21 protein-coding genes are annotated in these 23,923 nt (G+C 70.0%); 6 read left to right on the forward strand and 15 right to left on the reverse strand.

Annotated features, from left to right (window positions below; all coding sequences use genetic code 11):
* Nucleotides 1-36 precede the first annotated feature (36 nt).
* The 6 genes from ACFC3F_RS03095 to ACFC3F_RS03120 form a co-directional block, all read right to left on the reverse strand.
* Nucleotides 37-393, reverse strand: coding sequence for a Fe-S protein (locus ACFC3F_RS03095; RefSeq protein ID WP_376126531.1), 357 nt, complete (start codon nt 391-393; stop codon nt 37-39).
* A 115-nt stretch (nt 394-508) separates the two neighbouring features.
* Complete coding sequence (gene ribH / locus ACFC3F_RS03100) at nt 509-991, reverse strand: 6,7-dimethyl-8-ribityllumazine synthase (protein WP_376126534.1); 483 nt, start codon at nt 989-991, stop codon at nt 509-511.
* The gene (ribA, locus tag ACFC3F_RS03105; RefSeq protein ID WP_376126537.1) at nt 988-2,265 is read right to left on the reverse strand and encodes a GTP cyclohydrolase II; all 1,278 of its coding nucleotides are present in this window, start codon (nt 2,263-2,265) and stop codon (nt 988-990) included. Before ribA ends, ribH begins: the two co-directional genes overlap by 4 nt.
* Complete coding sequence (locus tag ACFC3F_RS03110; RefSeq protein ID WP_376126540.1) at nt 2,262-2,972, reverse strand: riboflavin synthase; 711 nt, start codon at nt 2,970-2,972, stop codon at nt 2,262-2,264. The genes ribA and ACFC3F_RS03110 overlap by 4 nt, the downstream gene beginning before the upstream one ends.
* A complete protein-coding gene (gene ribD, locus ACFC3F_RS03115) occupies nt 2,972-4,033 on the reverse strand; it encodes a bifunctional diaminohydroxyphosphoribosylaminopyrimidine deaminase/5-amino-6-(5-phosphoribosylamino)uracil reductase RibD (protein WP_376126542.1) in 1,062 nt (353 codons plus the stop codon). Before ribD ends, ACFC3F_RS03110 begins: the two co-directional genes overlap by 1 nt.
* 295 nt (nt 4,034-4,328) lie before the next feature.
* Nucleotides 4,329-5,288, reverse strand: a complete 960-nt coding sequence (locus tag ACFC3F_RS03120; RefSeq protein ID WP_376126544.1) for a sugar-binding transcriptional regulator — start codon at nt 5,286-5,288, stop codon at nt 4,329-4,331.
* Between the two features lie 56 nt (nt 5,289-5,344).
* Between ACFC3F_RS03120 and ACFC3F_RS03125 the strand changes: the two genes are divergently transcribed.
* Together ACFC3F_RS03125 and glpK are read left to right on the forward strand one after the other, a co-directional pair.
* Nucleotides 5,345-7,087, forward strand: a complete 1,743-nt coding sequence (locus ACFC3F_RS03125) for a glycerol-3-phosphate dehydrogenase/oxidase (RefSeq protein WP_376126547.1) — start codon at nt 5,345-5,347, stop codon at nt 7,085-7,087.
* A 63-nt stretch (nt 7,088-7,150) separates the two neighbouring features.
* On the forward strand, nt 7,151-8,683 hold the full coding sequence (glpK, locus tag ACFC3F_RS03130) for a glycerol kinase GlpK (RefSeq protein WP_376126550.1): 1,533 nt from the start codon (nt 7,151-7,153) through the stop codon (nt 8,681-8,683).
* Between the two features lie 539 nt (nt 8,684-9,222).
* On the opposite strand, the gene ACFC3F_RS03135 is transcribed toward glpK, so the two are convergent.
* Entirely contained in the window at nt 9,223-10,083 is an 861-nt protein-coding gene (locus ACFC3F_RS03135; RefSeq protein WP_376126553.1) for an Fpg/Nei family DNA glycosylase, read from the reverse strand.
* Nucleotides 10,084-10,095: 12 nt separating this feature from the next.
* A complete protein-coding gene (locus tag ACFC3F_RS03140; RefSeq protein WP_376126556.1) occupies nt 10,096-10,674 on the reverse strand; it encodes a GNAT family N-acetyltransferase in 579 nt (192 codons plus the stop codon).
* A 404-nt stretch (nt 10,675-11,078) separates the two neighbouring features.
* Here ACFC3F_RS03140 and ACFC3F_RS03145 point away from each other — a divergent pair, with 404 nt between their 5' ends.
* Entirely contained in the window at nt 11,079-11,933 is an 855-nt protein-coding gene (locus tag ACFC3F_RS03145) for a hypothetical protein (RefSeq protein ID WP_376126559.1), read from the forward strand.
* A 67-nt stretch (nt 11,934-12,000) separates the two neighbouring features.
* Here ACFC3F_RS03145 and trpS read toward each other — a convergent pair whose 3' ends face one another.
* Nucleotides 12,001-13,005, reverse strand: coding sequence for a tryptophan--tRNA ligase (trpS, locus tag ACFC3F_RS03150; protein ID WP_376126561.1), 1,005 nt, complete (start codon nt 13,003-13,005; stop codon nt 12,001-12,003).
* A gap of 574 nt (nt 13,006-13,579) precedes the next feature.
* Here trpS and ACFC3F_RS03155 point away from each other — a divergent pair.
* Nucleotides 13,580-14,455: a pyruvate, water dikinase regulatory protein gene (locus ACFC3F_RS03155; RefSeq protein ID WP_376126563.1), complete on the forward strand. Its 876-nt coding sequence runs from the start codon at nt 13,580-13,582 to the stop codon at nt 14,453-14,455.
* 21 nt (nt 14,456-14,476) lie between these two features.
* Entirely contained in the window at nt 14,477-16,858 is a 2,382-nt protein-coding gene (gene ppsA / locus ACFC3F_RS03160; protein WP_376126566.1) for a phosphoenolpyruvate synthase, read from the forward strand.
* On the opposite strand, the gene ACFC3F_RS03165 is transcribed toward ppsA, so the two are convergent.
* The 6 genes from ACFC3F_RS03165 to sdhC form a co-directional block, all read right to left on the reverse strand.
* A complete protein-coding gene (locus ACFC3F_RS03165) occupies nt 16,840-17,691 on the reverse strand; it encodes an exodeoxyribonuclease III (protein WP_376126569.1) in 852 nt (283 codons plus the stop codon). The two genes, ppsA and ACFC3F_RS03165, sit on opposite strands and share 19 nt — an antisense overlap.
* A 35-nt stretch (nt 17,692-17,726) precedes the next feature.
* A complete protein-coding gene (locus tag ACFC3F_RS03170) occupies nt 17,727-18,953 on the reverse strand; it encodes a YihY/virulence factor BrkB family protein (protein ID WP_376126571.1) in 1,227 nt (408 codons plus the stop codon).
* A gap of 69 nt (nt 18,954-19,022) precedes the next feature.
* Nucleotides 19,023-19,769 (reverse strand): succinate dehydrogenase iron-sulfur subunit, encoded by a 747-nt coding sequence (locus tag ACFC3F_RS03175; protein ID WP_376126819.1) that lies wholly within the window; start codon nt 19,767-19,769, stop codon nt 19,023-19,025.
* 52 nt (nt 19,770-19,821) lie between these two features.
* A complete protein-coding gene (gene sdhA / locus ACFC3F_RS03180; protein ID WP_376126573.1) occupies nt 19,822-21,627 on the reverse strand; it encodes a succinate dehydrogenase flavoprotein subunit in 1,806 nt (601 codons plus the stop codon).
* Nucleotides 21,628-21,677: 50 nt separating this feature from the next.
* Nucleotides 21,678-22,133 (reverse strand): succinate dehydrogenase hydrophobic membrane anchor subunit, encoded by a 456-nt coding sequence (locus ACFC3F_RS03185; protein ID WP_376126576.1) that lies wholly within the window; start codon nt 22,131-22,133, stop codon nt 21,678-21,680.
* Nucleotides 22,133-22,558: a succinate dehydrogenase, cytochrome b556 subunit gene (gene sdhC, locus ACFC3F_RS03190; RefSeq protein ID WP_376126579.1), complete on the reverse strand. Its 426-nt coding sequence runs from the start codon at nt 22,556-22,558 to the stop codon at nt 22,133-22,135. Before sdhC ends, ACFC3F_RS03185 begins: the two co-directional genes overlap by 1 nt.
* Nucleotides 22,559-22,731: 173 nt before the next feature.
* Here sdhC and ACFC3F_RS03195 point away from each other — a divergent pair, with 173 nt between their 5' ends.
* Nucleotides 22,732-23,847 carry a mannose-1-phosphate guanylyltransferase gene (locus tag ACFC3F_RS03195; protein WP_376126582.1) on the forward strand — a complete coding sequence of 372 codons (1,116 nt, stop codon included), beginning with the start codon at nt 22,732-22,734 and terminating at the stop codon, nt 23,845-23,847.
* The last annotated feature ends 76 nt before the right edge of the window (nt 23,848-23,923 follow it).

The following is a 23,923-nucleotide window of genomic DNA, read 5'->3' on the forward strand; positions in this document are numbered from 1 at the left end:
GGCTCGAGCCCGCGGCATCCGAAATCGTCCGGTGTGTCAGCGCCAGATGACGGCGATGGCGGCGTTCGCGAGAGTGAGGATGCCGATCGCCCAGAACAGGCCGGGCGCAACCGAGCCCTTGCCCTTGCGCGCCCGGGCGCCACCGATGCCCATGAGCGCTCCGACGACGAGGAGCACGACCAGCTTGATGCCGATCTTCGTGTAGTTCAGGTCGTACGAGAGGCCCCACGGGGCGGCGAGGGCGAGGCCCGCGAGGGCGGCCAGGATCAGACCGATGTTCATGACCCGGTTGATCTGGAAACGTCGCGAGAACGCTTCGACGGCCCACCCTCCGAAGATCAGGGCGAAGCCGGTGATGTGCAGGAACAAGACGATGAGGCGGAGGGTCTCCATGCCGACACGCTAGGGCTCCCGGGCGTGTCGCGCCAGCAAGGACGGCCTCACTTCGTGGCGGTCGCCGAGCCGCTTCCGGTCACTGCGTGGCTGTCGGTCGCCGTGCCGCTTCCGGTCACTGAGTCTGTCGAAGTGCGCGCAGCACGAGCGCCGTGCGCAGGGCCGCGTCGGCCGCTTCGTGGCCCTTGTCCTCTCGCGAGCCCTCGAGCCCCGCGCGATCCAGGCCCTGCTGCTCGTCGTCGAGGGTCAGCAGCCCGAACCCGACGGGCTTTCCCGTGTCCAGCGCGACGCGCGTCAGCCCGTCGGTCGCCGCAGCCGAGACGTACTCGAAGTGGGGCGTGCCCCCGCGGATGATCACACCGAGCGCGACGACGGCGTCGGCGCCGGCGTCCAGAGCGGCCTTCGCCGTGACGGGCAGTTCGAACGAGCCCGGCACCCGCACGAGTCGCCACGTCGCACCGGATGCCTCGAGCAGACGCTGCGCACCGGCGATGAGTCCCTCGCTGATGACCTCATGCCACGTTCCCGCGACGACGACGACCTCGAGCCCGCGCGCGTCGATCGGCTCGCTCGTCTGCGGGGCGCCCTCGCGGCTCATCGGTCGGACCCGTCGTGCAGGTCGGCGAGCGCCTCTCGCAGTTCGGTGTCGTCGATGATGTGACCCATGCGGTCTCGTTTCGTCTCGAGGTACTGGTGGTTGTTCGGTCCGACGCCGACGATGAGCGGCACCTGCTCGACGACGTCGAGGCCGAGCGCGCGCAGCTGCGCGGTCTTGTCGATGTTGTTCGTCAGCAGGCGGACCTTGTCGACCCCCAGGTCGGCCAGGATGCCGGCGGCCGCGGCGTAGTCGCGCGCATCGGCGGGCAGACCCAGGGCCAGATTGGCGTCGACGGTGTCCATGCCGCCCTCCTGCAGGCTGTAGGCGCGCAGCTTGTTGATGAGGCCGATGCCGCGACCCTCATGCCCGCGCATGTAGACGACGACGCCGCCGTCCTTCGCGATCATGCCGAGAGCGGCCGACAGCTGGGGGCCGCATTCGCACTTGAGCGAGCCGAACGCCTCACCGGTCAGGCATTCGGAGTGCACGCGCACGAGCGGTGCGGCTTCGGTCAGGTCGCCCGAGACGACCGCGATGTGGTCGGTGCCGGTCGTCCGGTCCTTGTATGCGAGGAAGCGCAGGTCGCCGTGCGAGGTCGGCACGTGCGACTCGGCACGCAGGCTGACCCGGCGGCGGTGGACGACCGGCGCCTCGGGATCGAGCGGTTCGTGCTCGTTCAGATAGTCGATGAGCTGCTCGATCGTGACGACCGGCACGTCGTCGCGCGCGCCGAGCTCGATGAGCTCCGGAAGGCGCATCATGCTGCCGTCTTCGGCGACGACCTCGCCGATCGCTCCGACCGGCTGCAGACCGGCGAGCCGCATGAGCTCGACGGCCGCTTCGGTGTGTCCCGCGCGCTCGCGGACTCCGCCGTCCACGGCGCGCAGCGGCAGGATGTGCCCCGGCCGGATGACGCTCGAGGGCTGAGACTCCGGATCGGCGAGCACATTGAGGGTGTGCGCGCGGTCGGTGGCGCTGATCCCGGTGGATACGCGATCGGCGGCGTCGACGCTCACGGTGTAGGCCGTGGAGCGCGAGTCCTCGTTCACGGCGACCATGGGCGGCAGGTCGAGCCGGTCGGCCCACTCGGTGGGCATCGGCGCGCAGATGAACCCGCTCGACCAGCGCACCGTCCAGGCGAGCCATTCGGGGGTGGCCAGTTCGGCCGACAGTACGATGTCGCCCTCGTTCTCGCGATTCTCATCGTCGGCGACGATGACGGGGCGGCCCTTCGCGAGAGCGGCGAGGGCGTCGGGGATCGTGGACAGGCTCACAGCGAGCCTCCTTCCGTCGGAGCGGCGCCGGGAGTCGGAGCGGCGAAAGCGAGTAGGCGCTGCACGTGGCGGGCCAGGATGTCGGTCTCGAGGTTGACGCGGTCGCCCGCGACGCGCTCGCCGAGCGTCGTCGCCGCGAGCGTCTCGGGAATGAGCGACACCTCGAACCAGTGCCCGGTCCCTGAGCCCGCACCGGTCCCTGAGCCCGCACCGGTCCCTGAGCCCGCACCGGTCCCTGAGCCTGCCGAAGGGTCGGACGCCCCGCTCACCGTGAGCGAGATGCCGTCGACCGCGATCGACCCCTTGTCGACGACGAGCGCAGCGAGATGGGCAGGCAGCCCGATCCGCACGACGCGCCACTGCTCGCCCGGCCGCACCTCGAGCACGTCGCCCGTGCCGTCGATGTGACCCTGCACGATGTGGCCGCCCAGTCGGCCGCCCGCGGCGGTCGCGCGCTCGAGGTTGACGGTCCTGCCCGGGGCGACGCCGTCGAGCGTGGACATGTCGAGCGTCTGCTTCATGACGTCCGCCGTGAACCAGTCCTCACCCTGGTCGATGACCGTGAGGCATACGCCGCTCACCGCGATCGAGTCGCCGTGCTCGGCATCCGACACGCTCTGGGGACCGCGGACCGTGAGGCGCACGCCGTCTCCCGAGGGCGTGACCGCCGTGACCTCGCCGATCTCTTCGACGATTCCCGTGAACATCAGCTGTCTCCTTCTTCGTGCTTTCCTGTCGGGGTGGGCCCCGGAACCTGCCGGAGGGCCGCGACGACGAGCAGATCGTCGCCGAGGGTCTCGACCGAGTGGACCGTGAGTCGTCGCGCGTCGGCGATCGTCGCAACGCCGATGTCGCCGAGCGCGAGTCGCCCGCCGCCCAGCAGCACCGGCGCGATGTAGGCGAGGATCTCGTCGGCCAGGCCCGCCCGCACGAAGGCGCTCGCGAGTGTGGGGCCGCCCTCGACGAAGACACGGTGCACGCCGAGTTCGCGCAGTTCGGCGAGCACGTCGCCGAGGTCGCGGCCGTCGCGCTGCAGGACCGGGAGCGGATGCCGGTGCACGGCCGCCTGCGCCGGGATGGCGCGCGTGCCGAGCACGACGGGACGCGGCTGGTGTTCGTAGAGGGAACCGTCACGCCGCCGGGCGGTGAGTGCGGGGTCGTCGGCGAGGGCCGTGCCGGTTCCGACGACGATCGCGTCGGCGTGGGACCGGCGCGCGTGCACGTCGGCGCGTGCGTCCGGGCCCGTGATCCACTGGCTCGTGCCGTCGTCGGCCGCCGCGCGGCCGTCGAGGCTCTGCGCCCACTTCACCGTCACGTGCGGGCGGCCGAGACGCTGCGTCGTCAGCCACGACTCGAGCAGCCGCGTCGCCTCGTCGGCGAGCAGCCCCGCGCCGACGTCGACGCCCGCCGCGCGCAGCCGTTCGGCGCCGCCCCCGGACATCTCGCCCGGATCGGCGACGGCGTAGACGACGCGTGAGACACCGGCGTCGATGAGGGCCTGCGCGCACGGTCCGGTGCGTCCGGTGTGATTGCACGGCTCGAGGGTCACGACGGCGGTCGCACCGCTCGCGGCACCGGGAGCGAGCGCGGCGAGCGCGTCGACTTCGGCGTGACGCGTACCGGCCCCGTCGTGGAATCCCTCCGAGAGCACATCGCCCACCGGCGACAGGATCACGGCCCCCACCTGCGGGTTGATCCCGCGGGGGCCGCGCAGCGCGAGCTCGAGGGCCCGCCTCATGGCCGCGCGCTCCGCGTCGTTCGCCGTCATCCGTCCCACCGCTCGTCAGGGTTTCTGATCGACGGGTCCCAGATAGACGGGTAGGCGAGGCGTACCGGATACCGGTTCACCTCACGTGCTGCCTCCCATCCGGACTAGCGGGTTTCCCCGCATCACCGTCGGTTCCGGATTTCCACCGGATCGGCCGTGGCGCGGCATCCTCACGGATGCGAGCCACGACTCGCGGACTGTCACCGCCGGTTCGGATTCTCACCGACCCCGGAGCACGTCGATGCTCACGAGTGTAGTCAACGCCACGGGCACCCATCCATTCCCGGTGCCTCCATCAGCCCGCGAGCGCCCGTGCCGTCGCCTCGTCGATCACGAGGTCCGTCACGAGGTGCGCGGCGAGCGCACCACGGATGCTGGCGAGCTTGGACTCGCCCGACGCGACGCACAGGCGCCGCTTGATGCGCCGCAGCACGTCGAGGGGCGGCCCCGTCGCCCGGTCGTTGAGCGCGATGCGGTCGCTCGAGCCGTCGGCACGGAAGAACACCGTGGCGACGTCGCCGGCCACCCGCTCCGTCTCGAGCTCGGTCAGATCGTCGGGCTCGAGATAGCCGCCCGAGTACACGTGACTCGGCACGCGCGAGTCGGCTGACCCGGTGCTGAAGACGATGAGGTCCATGGCGGCTTGGATCGCGAGGATGCGGCGGGTGCTGCGCTCTCGCCACATGGCGCGCTTCGTCGCGGCTTCGTCGAAGAACGCCGGCACGGGGAACTGCTGGGCGTTGCCGCCGTAGGCCGCCGCGAACCGGCTGAGGATCTCGCTCGCGTACAGCAGGCCGGTCGTGTGGGTGTTGCCCGACCCGTTCAGCTGGACGAACGTCGTGCCGTGCACGCCCTTGCGCACGAGCCGGCGGCTCATCGCCGCCGTCGTCGCACCCCACGCGACCCCGATCGTCATATCGGGCTGGACGAGCTCGCCGACCAGGTGCGCGCCGGCGACCGCGACCCGCTCGAGCCGCTCGACGTCGCTCGCGTCATCGGGAACCGGCACGACGTGGGCGACGATGCCGTAGCGCTCGGCGAGGTGCTCTTCGAGCAGCCTCGGCGCGGCGAAGGGGGAGCGGATGCGGATGTCGACGATGCCCGTCGCGCGCGCGTGCGAGAGCAGACGCGACACCGTGGAGCGCGAGGTCGCCAGCTCCGTGGCGATGGCCTCCATGGTGCGGTGCTGCACGTAGTAGAGGTGCGCGGCGGTGAGCGCGCGCTGCGCCGTACGAGAGTCGGCGGGATCGTCCATCCCCCGATTGTGCACGTGTGTGCAATCCGGATGCAACAACGCTCAGCGGTGGGAGGATGGAGGCCACACAGGGCACGGGAGGGATCATGCAGCAGCGCGGATTCGACGAGCTGGCCGAGCGGCCGTACGCCGACGTCCTCATCATCGGCGGCGGCGTGAACGGGATCGCGACGTTCCGAGACCTCGCGCTGCAGGGGGTCGATGTCGCCCTCGTCGACCGCGGCGATTTCGTCAGCGGCGCCTCCGCGGCCTCGTCGCACATGATCCACGGCGGCATCCGGTACCTCGAGAACGGCGAGTTCCGGCTCGTGCACGAAGCCGTCACCGAGCGCAACGCCCTCCTGCGCATTGCGCCGCACTACGTCCGACCGCTGCAGACCACGATCCCGATCTACTCGACGTTCTCCGGCATCCTGAGCGCGCCGCTGCGATTCCTGCGGCACGGCGCCGGCAAGGCGAGCGAGCGCGGAGCCGTGCTCATCAAGATCGGACTCGTCATCTACGACTCGTTCTCGCGCAGCGGCGGACGCGTCCCGCGTCACACCTTCCGGGGCCGGAAGCGCTCGCTGGCCGAACTGCCGCAGCTCAATCCCGACGTGCGCTACACGGCGACCTACTGGGACGCGTCGCTGCACGACCCCGAGCGGCTCGCCCTCGACCTGCTCCGCGACGGACGCGACGCCGGGGGCGACCGGGCCCGCTCCGCGAACTACACCGCGGCCGTCGGCGCCGACGGTGAGCGGGTCGTGTTGCGCGACGTCGAATCCGGCGACGAGGTCGCGTTCGCGGCATCCGTCATCGTGAACGCGTCCGGACCGTGGACCGACATCACCAACCTCGCGCTGGGCGACCCGACGACCTACATGGGCGGCACGAAGGGCTCGCACATCGTGATCGACGACCCGGAGCTGCTCGCCGCGACCGGTGGGCGCGAACTCTTCTTCGAGCACAGCGACGGCCGGATCGTGCTCATCTACCCCCTCAAGGGGCGCGTGCTCGTCGGCACGACCGACCTCGAGCACGACATGGCCGACCCGATCGTGTGCACGGAAGAGGAGGTCGACTACTTCTTCGACCTCATCGCACACGTGCTTCCGGGCGTCACCGTCGACCGGTCGGCCATTGTGTACCGGTTCTCGGGGGTGCGACCGCTGCCCGGGCACGGCGACCTCGCTCCCGGCTTCGTGTCGCGCGACTACCGCATCGAGTCGGCCCCGCTCGCGGGCGACGCCGGGCCGCGCGTCCTCAGCCTCGTCGGCGGAAAGTGGACGACGTTCCGCGCCTCGGCGGAGCACCTCGCCGACCGCGCGCTCGAACTGCTCGCGCACCCTCGCCGGCGCTCGACGAAGGGGCGGCCGATCGGCGGCGGACGCAACTTCCCGACGACCGAACGCGCGCGGCACCAGTGGATCGAGCTCAACGAATCGGGGCTCGGCACAGCCCGAGCCGCCGTGCTGCTCGACCGTTACGGCACGGTCGCCGCCGACGTCATCGAGGCGATCGTGTCCGACCCCGATGACCGGCCCCTCGAGACCGCCGCGGGCTACAGCACGGGCGAGCTGCGGCACCTCGTCCGCAGCGAGCAGGTCACGCACCTCGACGACGTGCTGCAGCGCCGCACGAGCCTCGCCTTCACGGGCGCGGTGACCGAGGCGTCAGCGACCGAGATCGCCGATGCCATCGCCCCTGTTCTCGGGTGGGATGCCGCGACCCGGCGTGGCGAGATCGACCGCGCGCTCGCGCGCGTGCACGCGGCCGATCCGACGTGGCATCCCTCTTCTTCCCCCGCGCGGACCTGATCGCGTGCCGCGATACCCTGAGCCGTGCGTCCGCGGGCGGACGCACGTGACGAGGAGGACGACGTGAGCCGCCACATCCTGGCGATCGATCAGGGCACGACCTCGACGCGTGCCATCGTGTTCGACGATGAGGGCCGCATCGTCTCGACCGCGCAGCGTGAGCACGAGCAGATCCTGCCGCGCGCGGGCCGCGTCGAGCACGACCCCGTGGAGATCTGGATCAACACGGAGTGGGTGGTCTCGGCCGCGCTCGCCGAAGCCGCGGTCGACGTCGCGGGGGTCGGGGTCACGAACCAGCGTGAGACGGCGATCGTGTGGGATCGGCGCACCGGCCGCCCCGTGCACAACGCGCTCGTCTGGCAGGACACCCGCACGCAGCCGCGCGTCGACGCTTTCGCCGCCGACGGCGGGATCGATCGGTTCTCCGATGTCACGGGACTGCCGCTGGCGACCTACTTCTCGGCGTCGAAGATCGCGTGGATCCTCGACAACGTCGCGGGAGCGCGCGAAGCAGCGGAAGCGGGGCATCTGCTCTTCGGCACCCCCGATACGTGGGTCATCTGGAACCTCACGGGCGGCAGCGACGGCGGTGCGATCCACGTGACCGACGTCACGAACGCGAGCCGCACGCTGCTCATGGACCTGCGCACCCTGGACTGGTCCGACGACATGCTCGCCGTGTGGGGGATTCCGCGGGCGATGATGCCCGAGATCCGCTCGTCGTCCGAGGTCGTCGGCGAGGTGCGGCTGCCCGGTGTGGCCCGCGGCATCCCGATTGCGGGGATCCTCGGCGACCAGCAGGCGGCGACGTTCGGGCAGACCGCGTTCGACGCGGGCGAGTCGAAGAACACGTACGGCACGGGGAACTTCCTGCTCGTCAGCACGGGCACCGACATCGTGCGTTCGCGCCATGGCCTGATCACGACGGTCGCCTACCGGTGCGGCGACGAGCCGGCGCGCTACGCACTCGAGGGATCGATCGCCGTGACCGGGTCGCTCGTGCAGTGGCTGCGCGACAACCTCGGGATCATCCGCCGCTCCGAAGAGATCGAGACGCTCGCGAGCACGGTCGACGACAACGGCGGTGCCTATTTCGTGCCGGCGTTCTCGGGGTTGTTCGCCCCGTACTGGCGGCCCGATGCGCGCGGGGCCCTCGTCGGTCTCACGCGCTACGTCGACAAGGCCCACATCGCCCGCGCGGCGCTCGAGTCGACGGCATTCCAGTCGCGCGACGTGATCGAGGCGGTCGTGGCCGATGCAGGACGACAGCTGACGGAGTTGCGCGTGGACGGCGGCATGACCCGAAACGACATGCTCATGCAGTTCCAGGCCGACATCCTCGGGATGCCGGTGGTCAGGCCCGAGGTCATCGAGACGACCGCGCTCGGCGCTGCCTACGCGGCAGGCCTCGCGACGGGCGTGTGGTCGTCGCGCGACGAGCTGCGCGCACACTGGCGCGAGGACGCCCGGTTCGAGCCGCGCATGGGCGAGGACGAACGCCGCCGTCGCTACCGCCAATGGAAGAAGGCCGTGACGAAGTCGCTCGAGTGGGTCGACGACGACGCGCGCGTGCTGATGGGCACGACCGCGGGCTGAGGCGCCGCCTTTCCCGGCCGTGGAGGAGCCGCGACGCGGCGTATCTCGAGGGGAGCGTCGTGGCTTTCCGGTCGTCGAGTAGCCGCGAAGCGGCGTATCGAGACGCGAGCGCCGTTCCCTTCCGGTCGTCGAGTAGCCGCGGAGCGGCGTATCGAGACGCGAGCGCCGTTCCCTTCCGGTCGTCGAGTAGCCGCGGAGCGGCGTATCGAGACGTGGTCGCCGCGTCGTTCCTTTCCGGTCGTCGAGTAGCCGCGGAGCGGCGTATCGAGACGTGGTCGCCGCGTCGTTCCTTTCCGGTCGTCGAGTAGCCGCGCAGCGGCGTATCGAGACGTGGTCGCCGCGCCGTTCCCGGTCGTCGAGGAATCGCTGAGCGGCGTATCGAGACGCGAGCGCCGTGCCGTTCCGTTCGTCGAGTAGCCGCGGAGCGGCGTATCGAGACGCGGGGCGGCTGAGGTCTCGATACGACCGCCTGCGGCGGTCTACTCGACCTAGACGCGACCCGCCTCAACGCTGCTGCGCAGCATTGACCCGGGTCGCGTCTACTTCAGCAAGCGGGAGAGCCGACGGTCGGCGAGGATCTTGCCGCCGGTCTGACACGTCGCGCAGTATTCGAGCGAGTTGTCGGCGAAGAAGACGCTGCGCACCTCGTCGCCGCAGACGGGGCAGCGCTCTCCGCGGCGGCCGTGCACGTGCATCCCGCGTCGCTTGGCGTCTTTCAGGTCGGCGGGCGGCTTGCCCGACGCTTCGGCCAGCGCGTCGGCGAGGGTTGACTGCATCGCGCCGAAAAGACGGTCGATGTCATCGGGTGTGAGGTTCGAGGCGAGAGCGTACGGCGACATGCGCGCCGCGTGCAGAATCTCGTCGGAGTACGCGTTGCCGACTCCGGCGATGACCGACTGGTCGCGCAGCAGGCCCTTGATCTGCGTGCGGCGCCCCTCGAGCAGTGCGCCGAACGTCGCGCGATCGAAGCCGGGATCGAGCGGGTCGGGGCCGAGCCGTGCGATGCCCGGCACGTCGGCCGGGTCGCGCACGACGTAAACGGCGAGGGACTTCTTCGTGCCCGCCTCGGTGAGGTCGAAGCCCGACCCGTCGTCGAACCCGACGCGCAGCGCGATGGGCGTCTTGCCCGGGCGGACGACGGTGCCCGGCAGTGCGTCGTACCAGCGCAGCCAGCCGGCCTTCGCGAGATGGAACACCAGGTGCGGGCCCGACGTCGACAGATCGATGAACTTGCCGTGACGTGCGGCATCCGTCACTTCGCCGGTGACGAGCGCCGTGATCGGCGGATCGTACGTTTTGAGCGCCGCGATGTTCGCGACGGTGGCCTTCGTGATCGTGCGTCCGGTCAGGCGGTCGCGCAGAAAGTCGACGAGCCCCTGCACCTCGGGCATCTCGGGCATGCCGACATCCTGTCACGCACCGCCGACACCGTCGAGGATCCGCCAGGGCTGCGGAGCGCGGTCGTCGTCGACGAGGAGCCCGGCCATCCACCCGTCGTCGCGGCCGAGGGAGTTGACCAGCGCGCGTCGGCGTAGGCCCTCGTAGCGGAAGCCGAGCGTGCGGGCCGCGCGTGCGGAGCCGATGTTGCCGACGGCGGCGTTCCATTCGATGCGCACGAGTCCGGCACCGCCGGGCGCGAATCCCCAGTCGATGACGGCGCGGGCGGCTTCGGTGAGGAGCCCCCGGCCGCGCGACCCTGGCGACACCCAGTAGCCGAGCTCACCGTTGCCCTTGCCGTCGAGGCGGTAGAGCCCGATCATGCCGGCGAGCGTCGCACCCTCGCGCATCGCCCAGGTGACGTGCGCGCCGCCGGCCCAGTCCGCGGCGACGCGCGGGACGAACTCCTCGGCGTGGCGGCGCTCGTACGGAGAGGGAACCGTGGTGTACCGCTGCGTGTCCAGGTCCTGGCAGGCCTCGTAGATGGCGTCGACGTCGTCGGGCGTCGGCAGCGACAGCTCGAGCCGCGCGGTGTGAAGGACGACGGGTTCCACCCGGTTACCTTACCCGCGCGGCCGCGTGCACAACTCCTCACGGCGGCGCCGGTCTGCCCGGTTTGACTGCCTGGTCGTCCGCTCAGGAGGAGTTGTGCACGTTCTTCCGACGCGCGCGGTCGCGTGCACGTTCTTCCTACGCGTGCGGCCGCGTGCACGTTCTTCCGACGCGCGCGGCCGCGTGCGCGCTGTTCCTACGCGCGCGGCCGCGTGCACGTTCTTCCTACGCGCGCGGCCGCGTGCACAACTCCTCACGGCGGCGTCGGCATGCTCGGTTTGACTGCCTGGTCGTTCGCTCAAGAGGAGTTGTGCACGCTTCCTCCTCAGGCCCGCTGCCGCTCGGGTTGTCCAGAGAATCCGGGTGCGGGCCTCGGGCGCGCCGCGGACGGACGACGGTGGTCGGCATGGATCCACAACAGCACACCTACGCCGAACTGCGCGCGTCGGGCATGACCCGACGCGGCATCGACCGCGCTGTGCGCGCCGGTGACCTGATCCGCGTCCGCAAGGGGCGCTACCTCGAGTCGCACGCCGCATCCGACGTCGTCCGCGCCGCACGCCTGGGCGGAAAGCCCGACTGCATCTCGCTCCTGGCCGATCTGGGTGTGTTCGTGCTCGAGCGTCCTGCGCTGCACATCGTCGTACCGGTGGGATCCAGTCGGCTCGGCACCGTGCCGAAAGGGGTTGTCCGGCACTGGCGGTCGCTCGACGACGATGTCGTCGCCAACCCGGTCGTCGTCGGGGCGCTCGCACAGGCCTGCCGGTGCCAGCCCATCCCCGCCGCTATCGCGACGCTCGACAGCGCGTGGCACCTCGGCCTCGTGGAGGAGGCGGAGATCGCCGACGTGCTCAGTCTTCTGCCCGCGCGGTATCGCGCGATCCGCCCGTTCCTTGACCCCCTGGCGGAGTCGGGGCCGGAGACACTCGTGCGGCTCATGCTGCGCCGGCTCGGCAGCTCGTGTGTCGCGCAGGTCGAGATCCACCGCGTCGATCTGCTCGTCGACGGATGGCTCATCGTCGAGTGCGACAGCAAAGCCTTCCACTCGAGCTGGAAGCAGCAGCGCGATGACCGCCGCCGCGACTTCGCGGCGGCTCAGGCCGGCTACGTCACGCTCCGACTCCTGGCCGAGGACATCATGTACCGGCCCGACGAGGTCATGTCCGCGCTTCGCGGCGCGCTCAGCGGACGCCCAACTGTGCACAACTCCTCACGGAAATCCGGTTCGGCCGCTTCAGGGGCCTCGCGGCACTTCCTATGAGGAGTTGTGCACGGCCCACCCCACGGTCAGACCCCGGCAGGCAGCGGCGGCCCAGCCCCGAACCCGCTCAGCGGCGGCGGAGCAGGCCCACGCGGTCGTACACGGTGTCGAGCGTCGCGTTCGCGACGGTCTCGGCCTTCGCGGCGTTGGCGGCGAGCACGCGGTCGAGTTCGGCGGGGTCGGCGAGCAGGTCGAGCGCACGCTGCCGCACGGGGCCGAACTCACCGACGACGACCTCGGCGAGGCCTTTCTTGAAGTCGCCGTAGCCGCGGCCGGCGTACTCGTCCTCGATCGCCGGGATCTGACGGCCCGTCAGCGCGGCGTAGATGACGAGCAGATTCGACACCCCCGGCTTGTTCTCGCGGTCGTAGCGGACCGACCCTTCGGAGTCAGTCACCGCCCGCATGATCTTCTTCGCGGATGCCGCCGGGTCATCCAGCAGCCACAGGACACCGGCATCCGACTCGGCCGACTTGGACATCTTCGCGGTCGGGTTCTGCAGGTCGTAAATCCGCGCGGTGTCGCGCTGGATGACCGGCACCGGCACGCGGAAGGTCTCGCCGAAGCGCGCGTTGAATCGCTCGGCGAGGTCGCGGGTGAGCTCGACGTGCTGCTTCTGGTCGTCGCCGACGGGCACGATGTCGGTCTGGTAGAGCAGGATGTCGGCGGCCATCAGCACGGGGTAGGTGAAGAGTCCGACCGAGGTCGCGTCCGAGCCGTAGCGTGAGGTCTTGTCCTTGAACTGCGTCATGCGCCCGGCCTCGCCGAACCCCGTGATCGTCGACAGCACCCACTGCAGCTCGGCGTGCGCCGGGACCTGCGACTGCACATACAGCGTCGACTTGGACGGCTCGATACCGGCGGCGATGTACTGGGCGGCCGTGCGCCGGGTCTTCTCGCGCAGCTCGGCCGGATCGTTGGGCTGCGTCAGGGCGTGCAGGTCGACGACCGAGAACACCGCGTCGTACGACTCCTGCAGGTCGCGCCATTGCATGAGGGCCCCGATGTAGTTGCCGATCTGCAGGGAGTCGGCGGAGGGCTGCATGCCGGAATACAGGCGCGGTTTGCTCATCCCTCGATCCTACGGCGAACGGATGCCGCGCCCCGGCCCCGCGGCGGTGCCCCCCGGGCGCCCGGCGCCGCCCCCTCCCCGGGGCCGCCCCCTCCCTGGTGCCGCCCCCTCCCTGGTGCCCCCCGTGCACGCTCGGCCCCCCGGCCCACTCGGCGCCCCCGGCCCCCGGCGGCACCCCCTGCACGCCCGGCGCCGCTCTCCCCGGTGCCGCCCTCTCCCTGGTGCCGACCCCCTGCACGCCCGGCGCCGCCCCCTCCCTGGTGCCGACCCCCTGCACCCCCGGTGCCGCCCCCTCCCTGGTGCCGCCCCCTCCTTGGCGCCGCCCCTCGTCGTGCTCTCGAAGGGTTTGGGGCGGATTTCCCTGGAGACACGCCGCACCCTTCGGCGCGTCGCCGTGGGAATCCGCCCCAAACGCCAGGGGTGGCGGGGTAGCGGCAGCGGTTCTTGAGGGTGAGGAAAGAAGCGAGGTTCTTGACGGAGCGGATGCCGGAAAGTCCGCCGAATCCGCTGGTCCGACCCCTACGCTGGGCCCGTCGGCGCCCGCGTCGGCCCTGTCCGCGCGCAGAGGAGCAGCGTGATCGACCCCGACATCATCGACCCGGCAGCGTCCATCGCGCCGACGACCGGCCCCGTGCCGCTCGCGCGGCGCGCCGTCTACTTCGTCTCGGACTCGACGGGCATCACGGCCGAGACGGTCGGCAGCGCCCTGCTCGCCAACTTCCCCGGCGTCGAGTTCGAGCGGCACACCATCCCGTTCGTCGACACCCTCGAGGGCGCCCGCGCCGTCGCCGCCGACATCGACGCCGCGGCCGAACGCGGCGCCTCGCCGCTGCTGTTCACGACGGTCAAGCAGGCGCCGCTGCGCGCCGTGCTCGCCGAGGCCCGGGCCGTCATGATCGACCTGCTCGCGGGGCATCTGACCGAGCTCGAGCGCGCCCTGGGAACGACGGCGTCCGAGCAGCTCGGCCAGTACCACGCGGTCGGCGACATGCACCGGTACTTCGCGCGCATGCGCGCCGTCGAATACGCGATCGAGCACGACGACGGGCAGTCGATGCGGGCGCTCGATCTGGCCGACGTCATCCTCATCGCGCCCAGCCGGTGCGGCAAGACCCCCACCACGATGTACCTCGCGCTGCAGTACGGCCTGCTCGTCGCGAACTACCCGATCACCGACGACGACTACCCGACCGAGGGCCTTCCGCGCACCGTCGCGCCCTACGCCGAGCGGTGCTTCGGGCTCACGACGACGCCGCTGCGGCTCAGCCAGGTGCGGCACGAGCGTCGTCCCGGCTCGCACTACGCGAGCCTCGAGCAGTGCACGCTCGAGCTGCGCCGCGCCGAAGACCTGTACCGACGCAATCGCGTCCCCTTCCTCAACTCCGCGACGAAGAGCGTCGAGGAGATGTCCGCCGTCATCATGCAGACCATGAGACTGCGTGGTGCCTGACAAACCCCGAGAGGTCATCGAATGAGCAGCATCCTCTGGTTCCAAGACATCGGCATGTCCGACCTGCCGCAGGTCGGCGGCAAGAACGCCTCGCTCGGCGAGATGGTGTCGCACCTGTCCGAGGCGGGCGTCAAGGTTCCCGGCGGGTTCGCGACGACCTCCGACGCGTATCGCGCCTTCCTCGCGCACGACGGTCTGGCCGACCGCATCCGCACCGCCGTCGAGGCGGTCGACGTCGACGATGTCGCGGGGCTCTCCCGCGTCGGATCCGAGGTGCGCAGCTGGATCGAGGCGCAGCCGTTCCCGGCCGACCTCGAGCGCGACATCCGTGCCGCCTACGACCAGCTGCTCGCGGGCGACCCCGAGCCCGACCGCGTCACGTGGGCGGTGCGCTCCAGTGCGACGGCCGAGGATCTTCCGGATGCCTCGTTCGCGGGCCAGCAGGAGACCTTCCTCAACATCGGGGGCATCGACAACGTGCTCACGGCCATCTCGCACGTGTTCGCGTCGCTGTACAACGACCGCGCGATCGCGTACCGCGTGCACCACGGCTTCGACCATCACGACGTGGCGCTGTCGGCCGGGGTGCAGCGCATGGTCCGCTCCGACGTCGCGGCGTCGGGCGTGATGTTCACGGTCGACACCGAGTCGGGCTTCGACCGTGCCGTCTTCGTCACGGGCGCCTACGGGCTCGGCGAGGCCGTGGTGCAGGGGGCCGTCAACCCCGACGAGTTCTACGTCTACAAGCCCGCCCTGCGGGCCGGGCGCCCCGCGATCCTCAAGCGACAGGTCGGCGAGAAGGCGATTGCGATGCGCTACACCTCGGGCACCGAGGTCGGCGGCACGACGGCTTTCGAGAACGTGCCCGAAGCCGACCGCCGGCGCCTGTGCCTCACCGACGCCGAGGTCGAAGAGCTCGGCCGCCAGGCCCTCACGATCGAAGAGCACTACGGCCGTCCGATGGACATCGAGTGGGCCAAGGACGGCATCACCGGTGAGCTGTTCATCGTGCAGGCGCGGCCTGAGACGGTCGTCTCACGCGCCGACGGCAACGTCATGCGCCGATTCGTGCTGCGCGAGCGCTCGGACGTGATCGTGACCGGTCGCGCGATCGGGCAGAAGATCGGCGCCGGCCCCGTGCGGGTGCTCCGCGACATCGCGCACATGGAGCAGTTCCAGGCCGGCGACGTGCTCGTGGCAGACATGACCGACCCGGACTGGGAGCCGATCATGAAGAAGGCCTCGGCGATCGTGACGGACCGGGGCGGACGCACGTGCCACGCCGCGATCATCGCGCGCGAGCTGGGGATCCCCGCCGTCGTCGGCGCGGGCGATGCGACACGGCGGCTCGCCGACGGTGCATCCGTCACGGTGTCGTGCGCCGAGGGCGACGACGGCTTCGTGTACGAGGGTGCTCTCGCGTTCGATGAGGAGGAGACCCACCTCGACGCGATGCCCGAGCTGCCCGTCAAGATCATGATGAACGTGGGCACGCCCGATCAGGCGTTCTCGTTCGCGAAGCTCCCGAACCGGGGCGTCGGGCTCGCCCGGCTCGAGTTCATCATCAACCGGCAGATCGGCATCCACCCGCGCGCGCTGCTCGAGTACGAGTCGCTTCCCGCCGACCTCAAGACCGAGATCGGCGACCGCATCGCGGCCTACCCCTCACCGAGGGACTTCTTCGTCGAGCGCGTCGCCGAGGGCGTCGCGATGATCGCGGCGGCGTTCGCTCCCGAACCGGTCATCGTGCGGATGAGCGACTTCAAGTCGAACGAGTACGCCAACCTCATCGGCGGGGAGCGCTTCGAGCCGCACGAGGAGAACCCGATGCTCGGGTGGCGCGGGGCGTCCCGCTACGTCTCGCCGGACTTCCGGGAGTGCTTCGACATGGAGTGCGAGGCGATGCGCTACGTGCGCGACGAGATGGGGCTGACGAACGTCAAGCTCATGATCCCGTTCGTGCGGACCGTCACCGAAGGGCAGGCGGTCGTCGACCTGCTCGCCGAGAACGGTCTCGTGCGGGGGCAGAACGGCCTCGAGGTCGTCATGATGTGCGAAGTTCCGTCGAACGCACTGCTGGCCGATGAGTTCCTCGACGTCTTCGACGGCTTCTCGATCGGCTCCAACGACATGACGCAGCTCACGCTGGGGCTCGACCGCGACTCGTCGCTCATCGCGAGCACGTTCGACGAGCGCGACCCGGCCGTGCGCAAGATGCTCGCGATGGCGATCGAGGCGTGCACGCGCCGCGGCAAGTACATCGGCATCTGCGGGCAGGGGCCGTCGGATCACCCCGACCTCGCGGAGTGGCTGCTCGACCAGGGGATCGAGTCGATGTCGCTCAATCCCGACACGGTCGTCGAGACCTGGATGCGCCTGGCGGGTCAGCGCCCCAGCGCGTAGTCGGCGACGACGGGGGCGTGGTCGCTCCAGCGCGTGTCCCAGGAGGGGGCGCGCACGACGTGATAGTCGCTGACGCGTTCGGCGAGGCCCGGCGTCGCGAGGTGGTAGTCGATGCGCCAGCCGGTGTCGTTGTCGAAGGCCTTGCCGCGGTTCGACCACCACGTGTACGGCCCGTCGACGTCGCCGGCGGCGCGCCGGCCGATGTCGACCCAGCCGAGCCCCGTGCCCGCCGACCCGTCCACGCCGGTCACATCGGCACCGACCTCGCCCAGGAAGCGGTCGAAGTACGCGCGCTCGCGCGGCAGGAAGCCGGACTTCTTGACGTTGCCGCGCCAGTTGCGGATGTCGAACTCGCGGTGGCCGACGTTCAGGTCGCCCATGATGAGCGCGAGCGGGGTCTCGGCGGCGAGACGGGGCAGCCGGCGTTCCATCGCGTCGAGGAACGCCCACTTGGCATCCTGCTTCGGGGTCTCGGCCTCACCCGTCGGCACATAGGCGCTCACGACGGCGAGGCGCTCGCCGTCGACGTCGAAGTCGACCTCGATCCAGCGGCCGGCCGAATCGAGCAAGGGGTCGTCGCCGAGCACGCGGCGCACATCGACCGCGTCGGTGCGGGATGCCACGGCGACGCCGGCGCGACCCTTCGCGAGCGCTTCGTCGTTGACGATGCGCCAGCCGGGCAAGGCCTTCACGAGCTCTTCGCGGGGCGCCCGGACCTCTTGCAGCGCCATGATGTCGACATCGGCCCGATCGAGCCATTCGAGCATCCCCTTGCGCGCCGCCGCGCGGATCCCGTTGACGTTGACAGAGGCGATGCGGATTCGGCGAGGCACGCCCGCCAGCCTATCCGCGGGCGCGGACACGCCCGTCACTCGAACAGCGAGCCCCGTCGCGGTGCCGGGGGAGGGGAGGCTTCGAGTTCCGCGAGCTTCGTCTTCGCCTCGCGCACGGCGCGGTCCGCGATCCAGGCGCGGTACCAGGGAGCTCCCGTCCGGGCCTCCCGCGCCGAGCGCAGCTGCACCCGCGCGGCGATGAGGAGGGCGCGGTGCTCCTCGACGAGGCGCTCCGCCTCGGTCTGGTGCAGCAGCGGCTCGTTCTCGTCCTTCGCCGAGACCGCCATCCAGGCCGACGCGACGAGGATGATCGCGCCGATGATGCGGAACCACAGCAGCAGACCCACGAAGATGGCGAAGGTCGCCAGCAGCGGGTTGCGCGGCGTATAGCTCAGCAGCAGTCCGGCGCCCACCTGGAGCAGCGTCACGGCGCCGCCGCCGAGCAGAGCGCCGGGCCAGATCTGCCGCCAGCGCAGCGACGTCCCCGTGAGGAACTTCACGAGTGCGGCGAGCGCGCCGGTGTAGAGCACGAACGAGACGACGATCGAGGCGAGCCGCACGCCGAGCTGGTACCAGATCGTGTGGGTGCCGACCCCGAACAGGTCGAAGACGAGGCTGAGCGCCCAGGTGCCGATCGACGTCGCCGCGGATCCGAGCAGGAGCGCCACCCCGAAGATGACCGCCGCGACCAGGTCGCGGGCCTTCAGCAGCGCGTAGTTCCGGCTGTCGGGGCGGATGCCGAAGATGTCGCGCACGGCGCGGCGGGCGAACGTGACGAAGCCGATCGCGGTCCAGATGAGGGCGCCGAGGGCGATGAGTCCGGTGACGCCGAGCACGCTCGCGCTCGTCCTGGCGATCTCGGTGACCTGAGCGGTCGTGAACAGGCCCCGGTCCGGGGTGTCCGAGATGAGACCGGGGATGTAGCCGTTGATGACGGCGATGAGGCCGTTGATGGCCGCTTCGCTCGCGCCGAGCCACAGTCCGGTGATCGCGAAGGCGACATAGATCGCGGCGAAGATCGCGAACAGCGCCTGATAGCTCACGCCCGCCGCGAGGACGAAGCCGTTGTGCTGCAGGAAGTGCCGCCACACCCGCACGGGGAACCAGCCGAGCGTGCGTCTCGTGATCGCCGTCGCCTTGTTGATCGGCGTGTCGAAGCGCTCGCGCAGATTCTCCTGCGTCGCCTCCCACCGCTCGCGCAGCGACTCCTCGGCGGCGCGCACGTCGTCGTCGGCGGACGGCTGCGGGTGACTCGAAGACACCCTCATCACCTTAGCGAGGGCATGCGCGGGCTACGGTTCGCTCTCGATGCGGTCGCACGCGGGATCTGCTCAGGAACCGCCGCGCAGGACGGCCTGCTTGACCTCGGCGATCGCCTTGGTGACCTCGATGCCGCGAGGGCACGCCTCGGTGCAGTTGAAGGTCGTGCGGCACCGCCACACGCCCTCCTTGTCGTTGAGGATGTCCAGGCGCACGTCGCCCGCGTCGTCGCGCGAGTCGAAGATGAAGCGGTGCGCGTTGACGATCGCAGCCGGCCCGAAGTACTGCCCGTCGGTCCAGAAGACGGGGCACGAGGACGTGCACGCGGCGCACAGGATGCACTTGGTGGTGTCGTCGAACACTTCACGGTCCACGATCGACTGGATGCGCTCCTTGCCGGGCTCGGCCTTCGTGCCCGGGATGAGGAACGGCTGCACTTCGCGGTACGACGCGAAGAACGGCTCCATGTCGACGATGAGGTCCTTCTCGAGCGGCAGGCCCTTGATCGCCTCGACATAGATCGGCTGCGAGATGTCGAGGTCCTTGATGAGGGTCTTGCACGCGAGCCGGTTGCGCCCGTTGATGCGCATCGCGTCGGACCCGCAGATCCCGTGCGCGCACGAGCGGCGGAAGGTCAGCGAACCGTCGACCTCCCACTTGATCTTGTGCAGGGCGTCGAGCACGCGGTCGGTCGAGTACAGCTCGACGTCGTAATCCACCCAGCGCGGCTCTTCGTCGACCTCGGGATCGAAGCGGCGGATGATGAAGGTCACCAGGAACGACTGGATGCCGGTGTCCTCGGCCGCGTTCTGCGCGATCTCCTGCGCGTCGGCATCGGTGCGTTCGATGACGTCAGTGGCGCTGGTCACGTCAGTACTTCCTCTCCATCGGCTGGTACCGGGTGATCACGACCGGCTTCCAATCCAACGTGATGTGGTCGTCGGCGTTCGACGAGTGCGGGTCGCCCGTCAGGTACGACATCGTGTGCTGCATGTAGTTCTCGTCGTCGCGCTTCGGGTAGTCGTCGCGCATGTGTCCGCCGCGGCTCTCCTTGCGGTTGCGCGCGGTCACGACGACGACCTCGGCGATGTCGAGGAGGAAGCCGAGCTCGACGGCCTCGAGCAGGTCGGTGTTGAACCGCTTGCCCTTGTCGTCGACGTGGATGTTCCGGTAGCGCTCGCGCAGCTCCTCGATCGTGCCGAGAACCTCGGTGAGGGACTCCTCGGTGCGGAAGACCTGGGCCTTGCGGTCCATCTCCTCCTGCAGCGTGCGGCGGAGCACCGCGATGCGCTCGGTTCCGGGGTTGTTGCGCAGGCCCTCGATCATCTCGCGGACCTCCTTCGCCGGGTCCTCGGGCATCGGCACGAATTCAGCGGACTTGACGTACTCGACGGCGTTGCGGCCGGCGCGCTTGCCGAAGACGTTGATGTCGAGCAGCGAGTTCGTCCCGAGACGGTTGGAGCCGTGCACCGAGACGCACGCGCACTCGCCCGCGGCATAGAGGCCGGGGACGACCGTCGTGTTGTCGCTGAGCACCTCGGCATCGACGTTCGTCGGGATGCCGCCCATCGCGTAGTGCGCCGTCGGCATGACGGGCACGGGCTCGACGACGGGATCGACGCCGAGGTAGGTGCGGGCGAACTCGGTGATGTCGGGAAGCTTCGTCTCGAGGACCTCGGCGCCCAGGTGCGTGCAGTCCAGCAGCACGTAATCCTTCTCGGGTCCTGCCCCGCGGCCTTCGGCGACCTCTTGCACCATGCAGCGGCTGACGATGTCGCGGGGGGCCAGGTCCTTGATGGTCGGGGCGTAGCGCTCCATGAACCGCTCGCCCGACGCGTTGCGCAGGATCGCGCCCTCGCCGCGCGCGCCCTCGGTGAGCAGGATGCCGAGACCGGCCAGGCCCGTCGGGTGGAACTGGAAGAACTCCATGTCCTCCAGCGGGAGGCCCTTGCGCCAGACGATCCCGACGCCGTCGCCCGTGAGGGTGTGGGCGTTGGAGGTCGTCTTGAAGATCTTGCCGAAGCCGCCCGTCGCGAAGATGACCGCCTTCGTGTGGAAGACGTGCAGTTCACCCGTAGCGAGGTCGTATGCTACGACACCGGCGATCTGCGTCGCGCCGGCGGCATCCTTCACCGTGATCAGGTCGAGGACGTAGAACTCGTTGAAGAAGTTGATGCCGAGCCTGACGCAGTTCTGGAAGAGCGTCTGCAGGATCATGTGGCCCGTGCGGTCGGCGGCGTAGCACGCGCGGCGCACGGGGGTCTTACCGTGGTCGGCCGTGTGACCGCCGAATCGGCGCTGGTCGATCTTGCCCTCGGGGGTGCGGTTGAACGGCAGGCCCATGTTCTCGAGGTCGATGACGGCGTCGATGGCCTCTTTCGCGAGGATCTCGGCGGCGTCCTGGTCGACGAGGTAGTCGCCGCCCTTGACGGTGTCGAATGTGTGCCACTCCCACGAGTCCTCTTCGACGTTCGCGAGCGCCGCGGCCATGCCGCCCTGCGCCGCGCCGGTGTGCGAACGCGTCGGGTACAGCTTCGTGATGACCGCCGTGCGGGCACCCGGGCCCGCTTCGATGGCGGCGCGCATGCCGGCGCCGCCCGCGCCCACGATCACGATGTCGAACTCGTGGTAGTGGACGCCGTCCTTGACGTAGCTGTCAGTGGTCTGGGTACTCACGTGATGGATGCCTCTGCTGTCTGGATGCGTGGAGAACGGGTGCAGCCGGCTCAGGGCTGGGTGCTGCAGAACTCTGCGAGCACGCTTCCGTCGCTCAGGTTGGGGATGCACGGGTCGAACGTGAACACGACGAGCGTGCCGAGGACGATGAGGAATCCCGCCGACAGCCACAGCGCCCACACGAGCACGCGACGGGTCGTCTGATGGGTCACGTAGTCGTTGACGATCGTGCGCATGCCGTTCGCGCCGTGGATGAGCGCGAGCCACAGCATCAGGACATCCCACCACTGCCAGAACGGCGTGGCGAACTTGCCCGCGATGAACGCGAAGTCGAGCCCGTGGATGCCCTCGCCGAGCATGAGGTTGACGAACAGGTGCCCGAAGATCAGGACGACGAGCAGCACGCCCGAGACGCGCATGTAGATCCAGCCGGCCTTCTCGAGGTTCGGCCCCTTGCGGCGGACGGCGGCGCGCGGTGCGCGAGGGTCGGCGATTGCGGTGGTCATCAGTGCCCCCCTCCGAACGCGAGCATGAGGTGTCGCGGTGTGAAGCCGAGCATCGTGACGAGCCAGAGCCCGAGGACGCCCCACCACAGCTGACGCTGGTGGCGCGTCGCCCACGACCAGAAGTCGACGAGGATGATGCGCAGGCCGTTGTAGGCGTGATAGGCGACGGCGCCGACGAGGGCGACCTCGCCGAGTGCCATGACCGGGTTCTTATAGGTGCCGATGACGGCGTCGTACGCGTCGGGCGACACGCGGATGAGCGCGGTGTCGAGCACGTGCACGAGCAGGAAGAAGAACAGTGCGATGCCGGTGATGCGGTGAAGCACCCAGGACCACATGCCCTCGTTGCCTCGGTAGAGCGTCCCCCGTGGGACGCGAGAAGTCGTCTCTGATATCGACGGTGTCTCGCGGGCTGGTGCCGACACGGCCGTCCTCCCTGGATCGATCTCGAGTGGGGGCGGAATCGATGCCCCGGATGATCCTTCGCTGCCGAACGGATCACCGGCGTCACGCGGGCGCTCCGACCATCCTATTGCCGCTCGAGAGGAGGTGGCGACGTAGGACACCCTTAGCCCGCGACCCGGATAGCCTGGAGCGCATGACGGAGCCCATCGCCGACTTCTACGCCGTGATCCCCGCCGGCGGCATCGGCAGCAGGCTGTGGCCGCTGTCTCGTGCCGAGGCGCCGAAGTTCCTGCACGACCTCACCGGCGCGGGGCACTCGCTGCTGCGGGCGACGTGGGACCGGCTCGAGCCGATCGCCGGCGCCGACCGGATCGCGGTCGTGACAGGACGCGCGCACCGCGCGGCCGTCGAGGCCGACCTTCCCGGCATCCCGGATCGAAACGTCTTCCTCGAATCCGAGCCGCGCGATTCCACCGCCGCGATCGGGCTGGCCGCCGCCGTGCTGGCCCGCCGTGAGCCCGATGTGCTGATCGGATCGTTCGCCGCCGATCACGTCATCCGAGTGCCGCACCTGTTCGACTGGGCGGTGCGCCAGGCGGTCGCGACGGCACGCGAGGGATACATCGCGACGATCGGCATCCAGCCCAGCGAGCCGTCGGTGGGCTTCGGCTATATAAAGAAGGGCGACGGGCTCATCATCGACGGCGCGCCCGAGGCTGCACTCGTGGACAGCTTCGTCGAGAAGCCCGATCTCGAGACGGCCAAGCAGTACTTCGCCGAGCGCTCGTACCTGTGGAACGCGGGCATGTTCATCACGCGCGCCGATGTCCTGCTGGCCGAGATCGAGGCGAACCGCCCGGCCCTGCACGCGGGACTTCTCGAACTCGCCGAGGCGTGGGACGACCGCGATGCGCGCGGCCCCGTCGTCGACCGCGTGTGGCCGACCCTCGAGAAGATCGCGATCGACTACGCCGTCGCCGAGCCCGCCGCCGCCAAGGGGCGGCTCGCCGTCATCCCCGGCCATTTCGACTGGGATGACGTGGGCGACTTCGCGAGCCTGTCCAAGCTCAACTCGGGCGGGCGCAAAGACAACCTCGCGATCCTCGGCGAGAACGCGCGGATCCTGTCGGACACCTCGAGCGGAATCGTCGTGAGCCAGACGCCCCGTGTCATCAGCGTGATCGGAGTGAAGGACATCGTCATCGTCGACACCGAAGACGCGCTCCTGGTCACCACGACCGAGCACGCGCAGCGCGTCAAGGGTGTCGTCGACGCCCTGAAACTGACCGGCCGCGGCGACGTCCTCTGACCTCGCCGGGTTGCGTCTTCATAACCTTTCGGCGTCAACCGTCTCGTGGGGTGTACGAGGGCGCTGTCGGCGTGGG

Source organism: Microbacterium sp. NPDC055910, assembly GCF_042271185.1.
In the GTDB taxonomy this organism is placed as follows: Bacteria; Actinomycetota; Actinomycetes; order Actinomycetales; family Microbacteriaceae; genus Microbacterium.

Coding starts and splice junctions, on each gene's coding strand:
- trpS (WP_376126561.1), bottom strand. CDS start 13,005: ATGAGCAAACCGCGCCTGTATTCCGGCATGCAGCCCTCCGCCGACTCC.
- ribH (WP_376126534.1), bottom strand. CDS start 991: ATGAGCCGCGAGGGCGCCCCGCAGACGAGCGAGCCGATCGACGCGCGC.
- ACFC3F_RS03135 (WP_376126553.1), bottom strand. CDS start 10,083: ATGCCCGAGATGCCCGAGGTGCAGGGGCTCGTCGACTTTCTGCGCGAC.
- ACFC3F_RS03195 (WP_376126582.1), top strand. CDS start 22,732: ATGACGGAGCCCATCGCCGACTTCTACGCCGTGATCCCCGCCGGCGGC.
- ACFC3F_RS03095 (WP_376126531.1), bottom strand. CDS start 393: ATGGAGACCCTCCGCCTCATCGTCTTGTTCCTGCACATCACCGGCTTC.
- ACFC3F_RS03185 (WP_376126576.1), bottom strand. CDS start 22,133: ATGACCACCGCAATCGCCGACCCTCGCGCACCGCGCGCCGCCGTCCGC.
- ppsA (WP_376126566.1), top strand. CDS start 14,477: ATGAGCAGCATCCTCTGGTTCCAAGACATCGGCATGTCCGACCTGCCG.
- ACFC3F_RS03120 (WP_376126544.1), bottom strand. CDS start 5,288: ATGGACGATCCCGCCGACTCTCGTACGGCGCAGCGCGCGCTCACCGCC.
- ACFC3F_RS03110 (WP_376126540.1), bottom strand. CDS start 2,972: ATGTTCACGGGAATCGTCGAAGAGATCGGCGAGGTCACGGCGGTCACG.
- ACFC3F_RS03125 (WP_376126547.1), top strand. CDS start 5,345: ATGGAGGCCACACAGGGCACGGGAGGGATCATGCAGCAGCGCGGATTC.
- ACFC3F_RS03145 (WP_376126559.1), top strand. CDS start 11,079: ATGGATCCACAACAGCACACCTACGCCGAACTGCGCGCGTCGGGCATG.
- ribD (WP_376126542.1), bottom strand. CDS start 4,033: ATGACGGCGAACGACGCGGAGCGCGCGGCCATGAGGCGGGCCCTCGAG.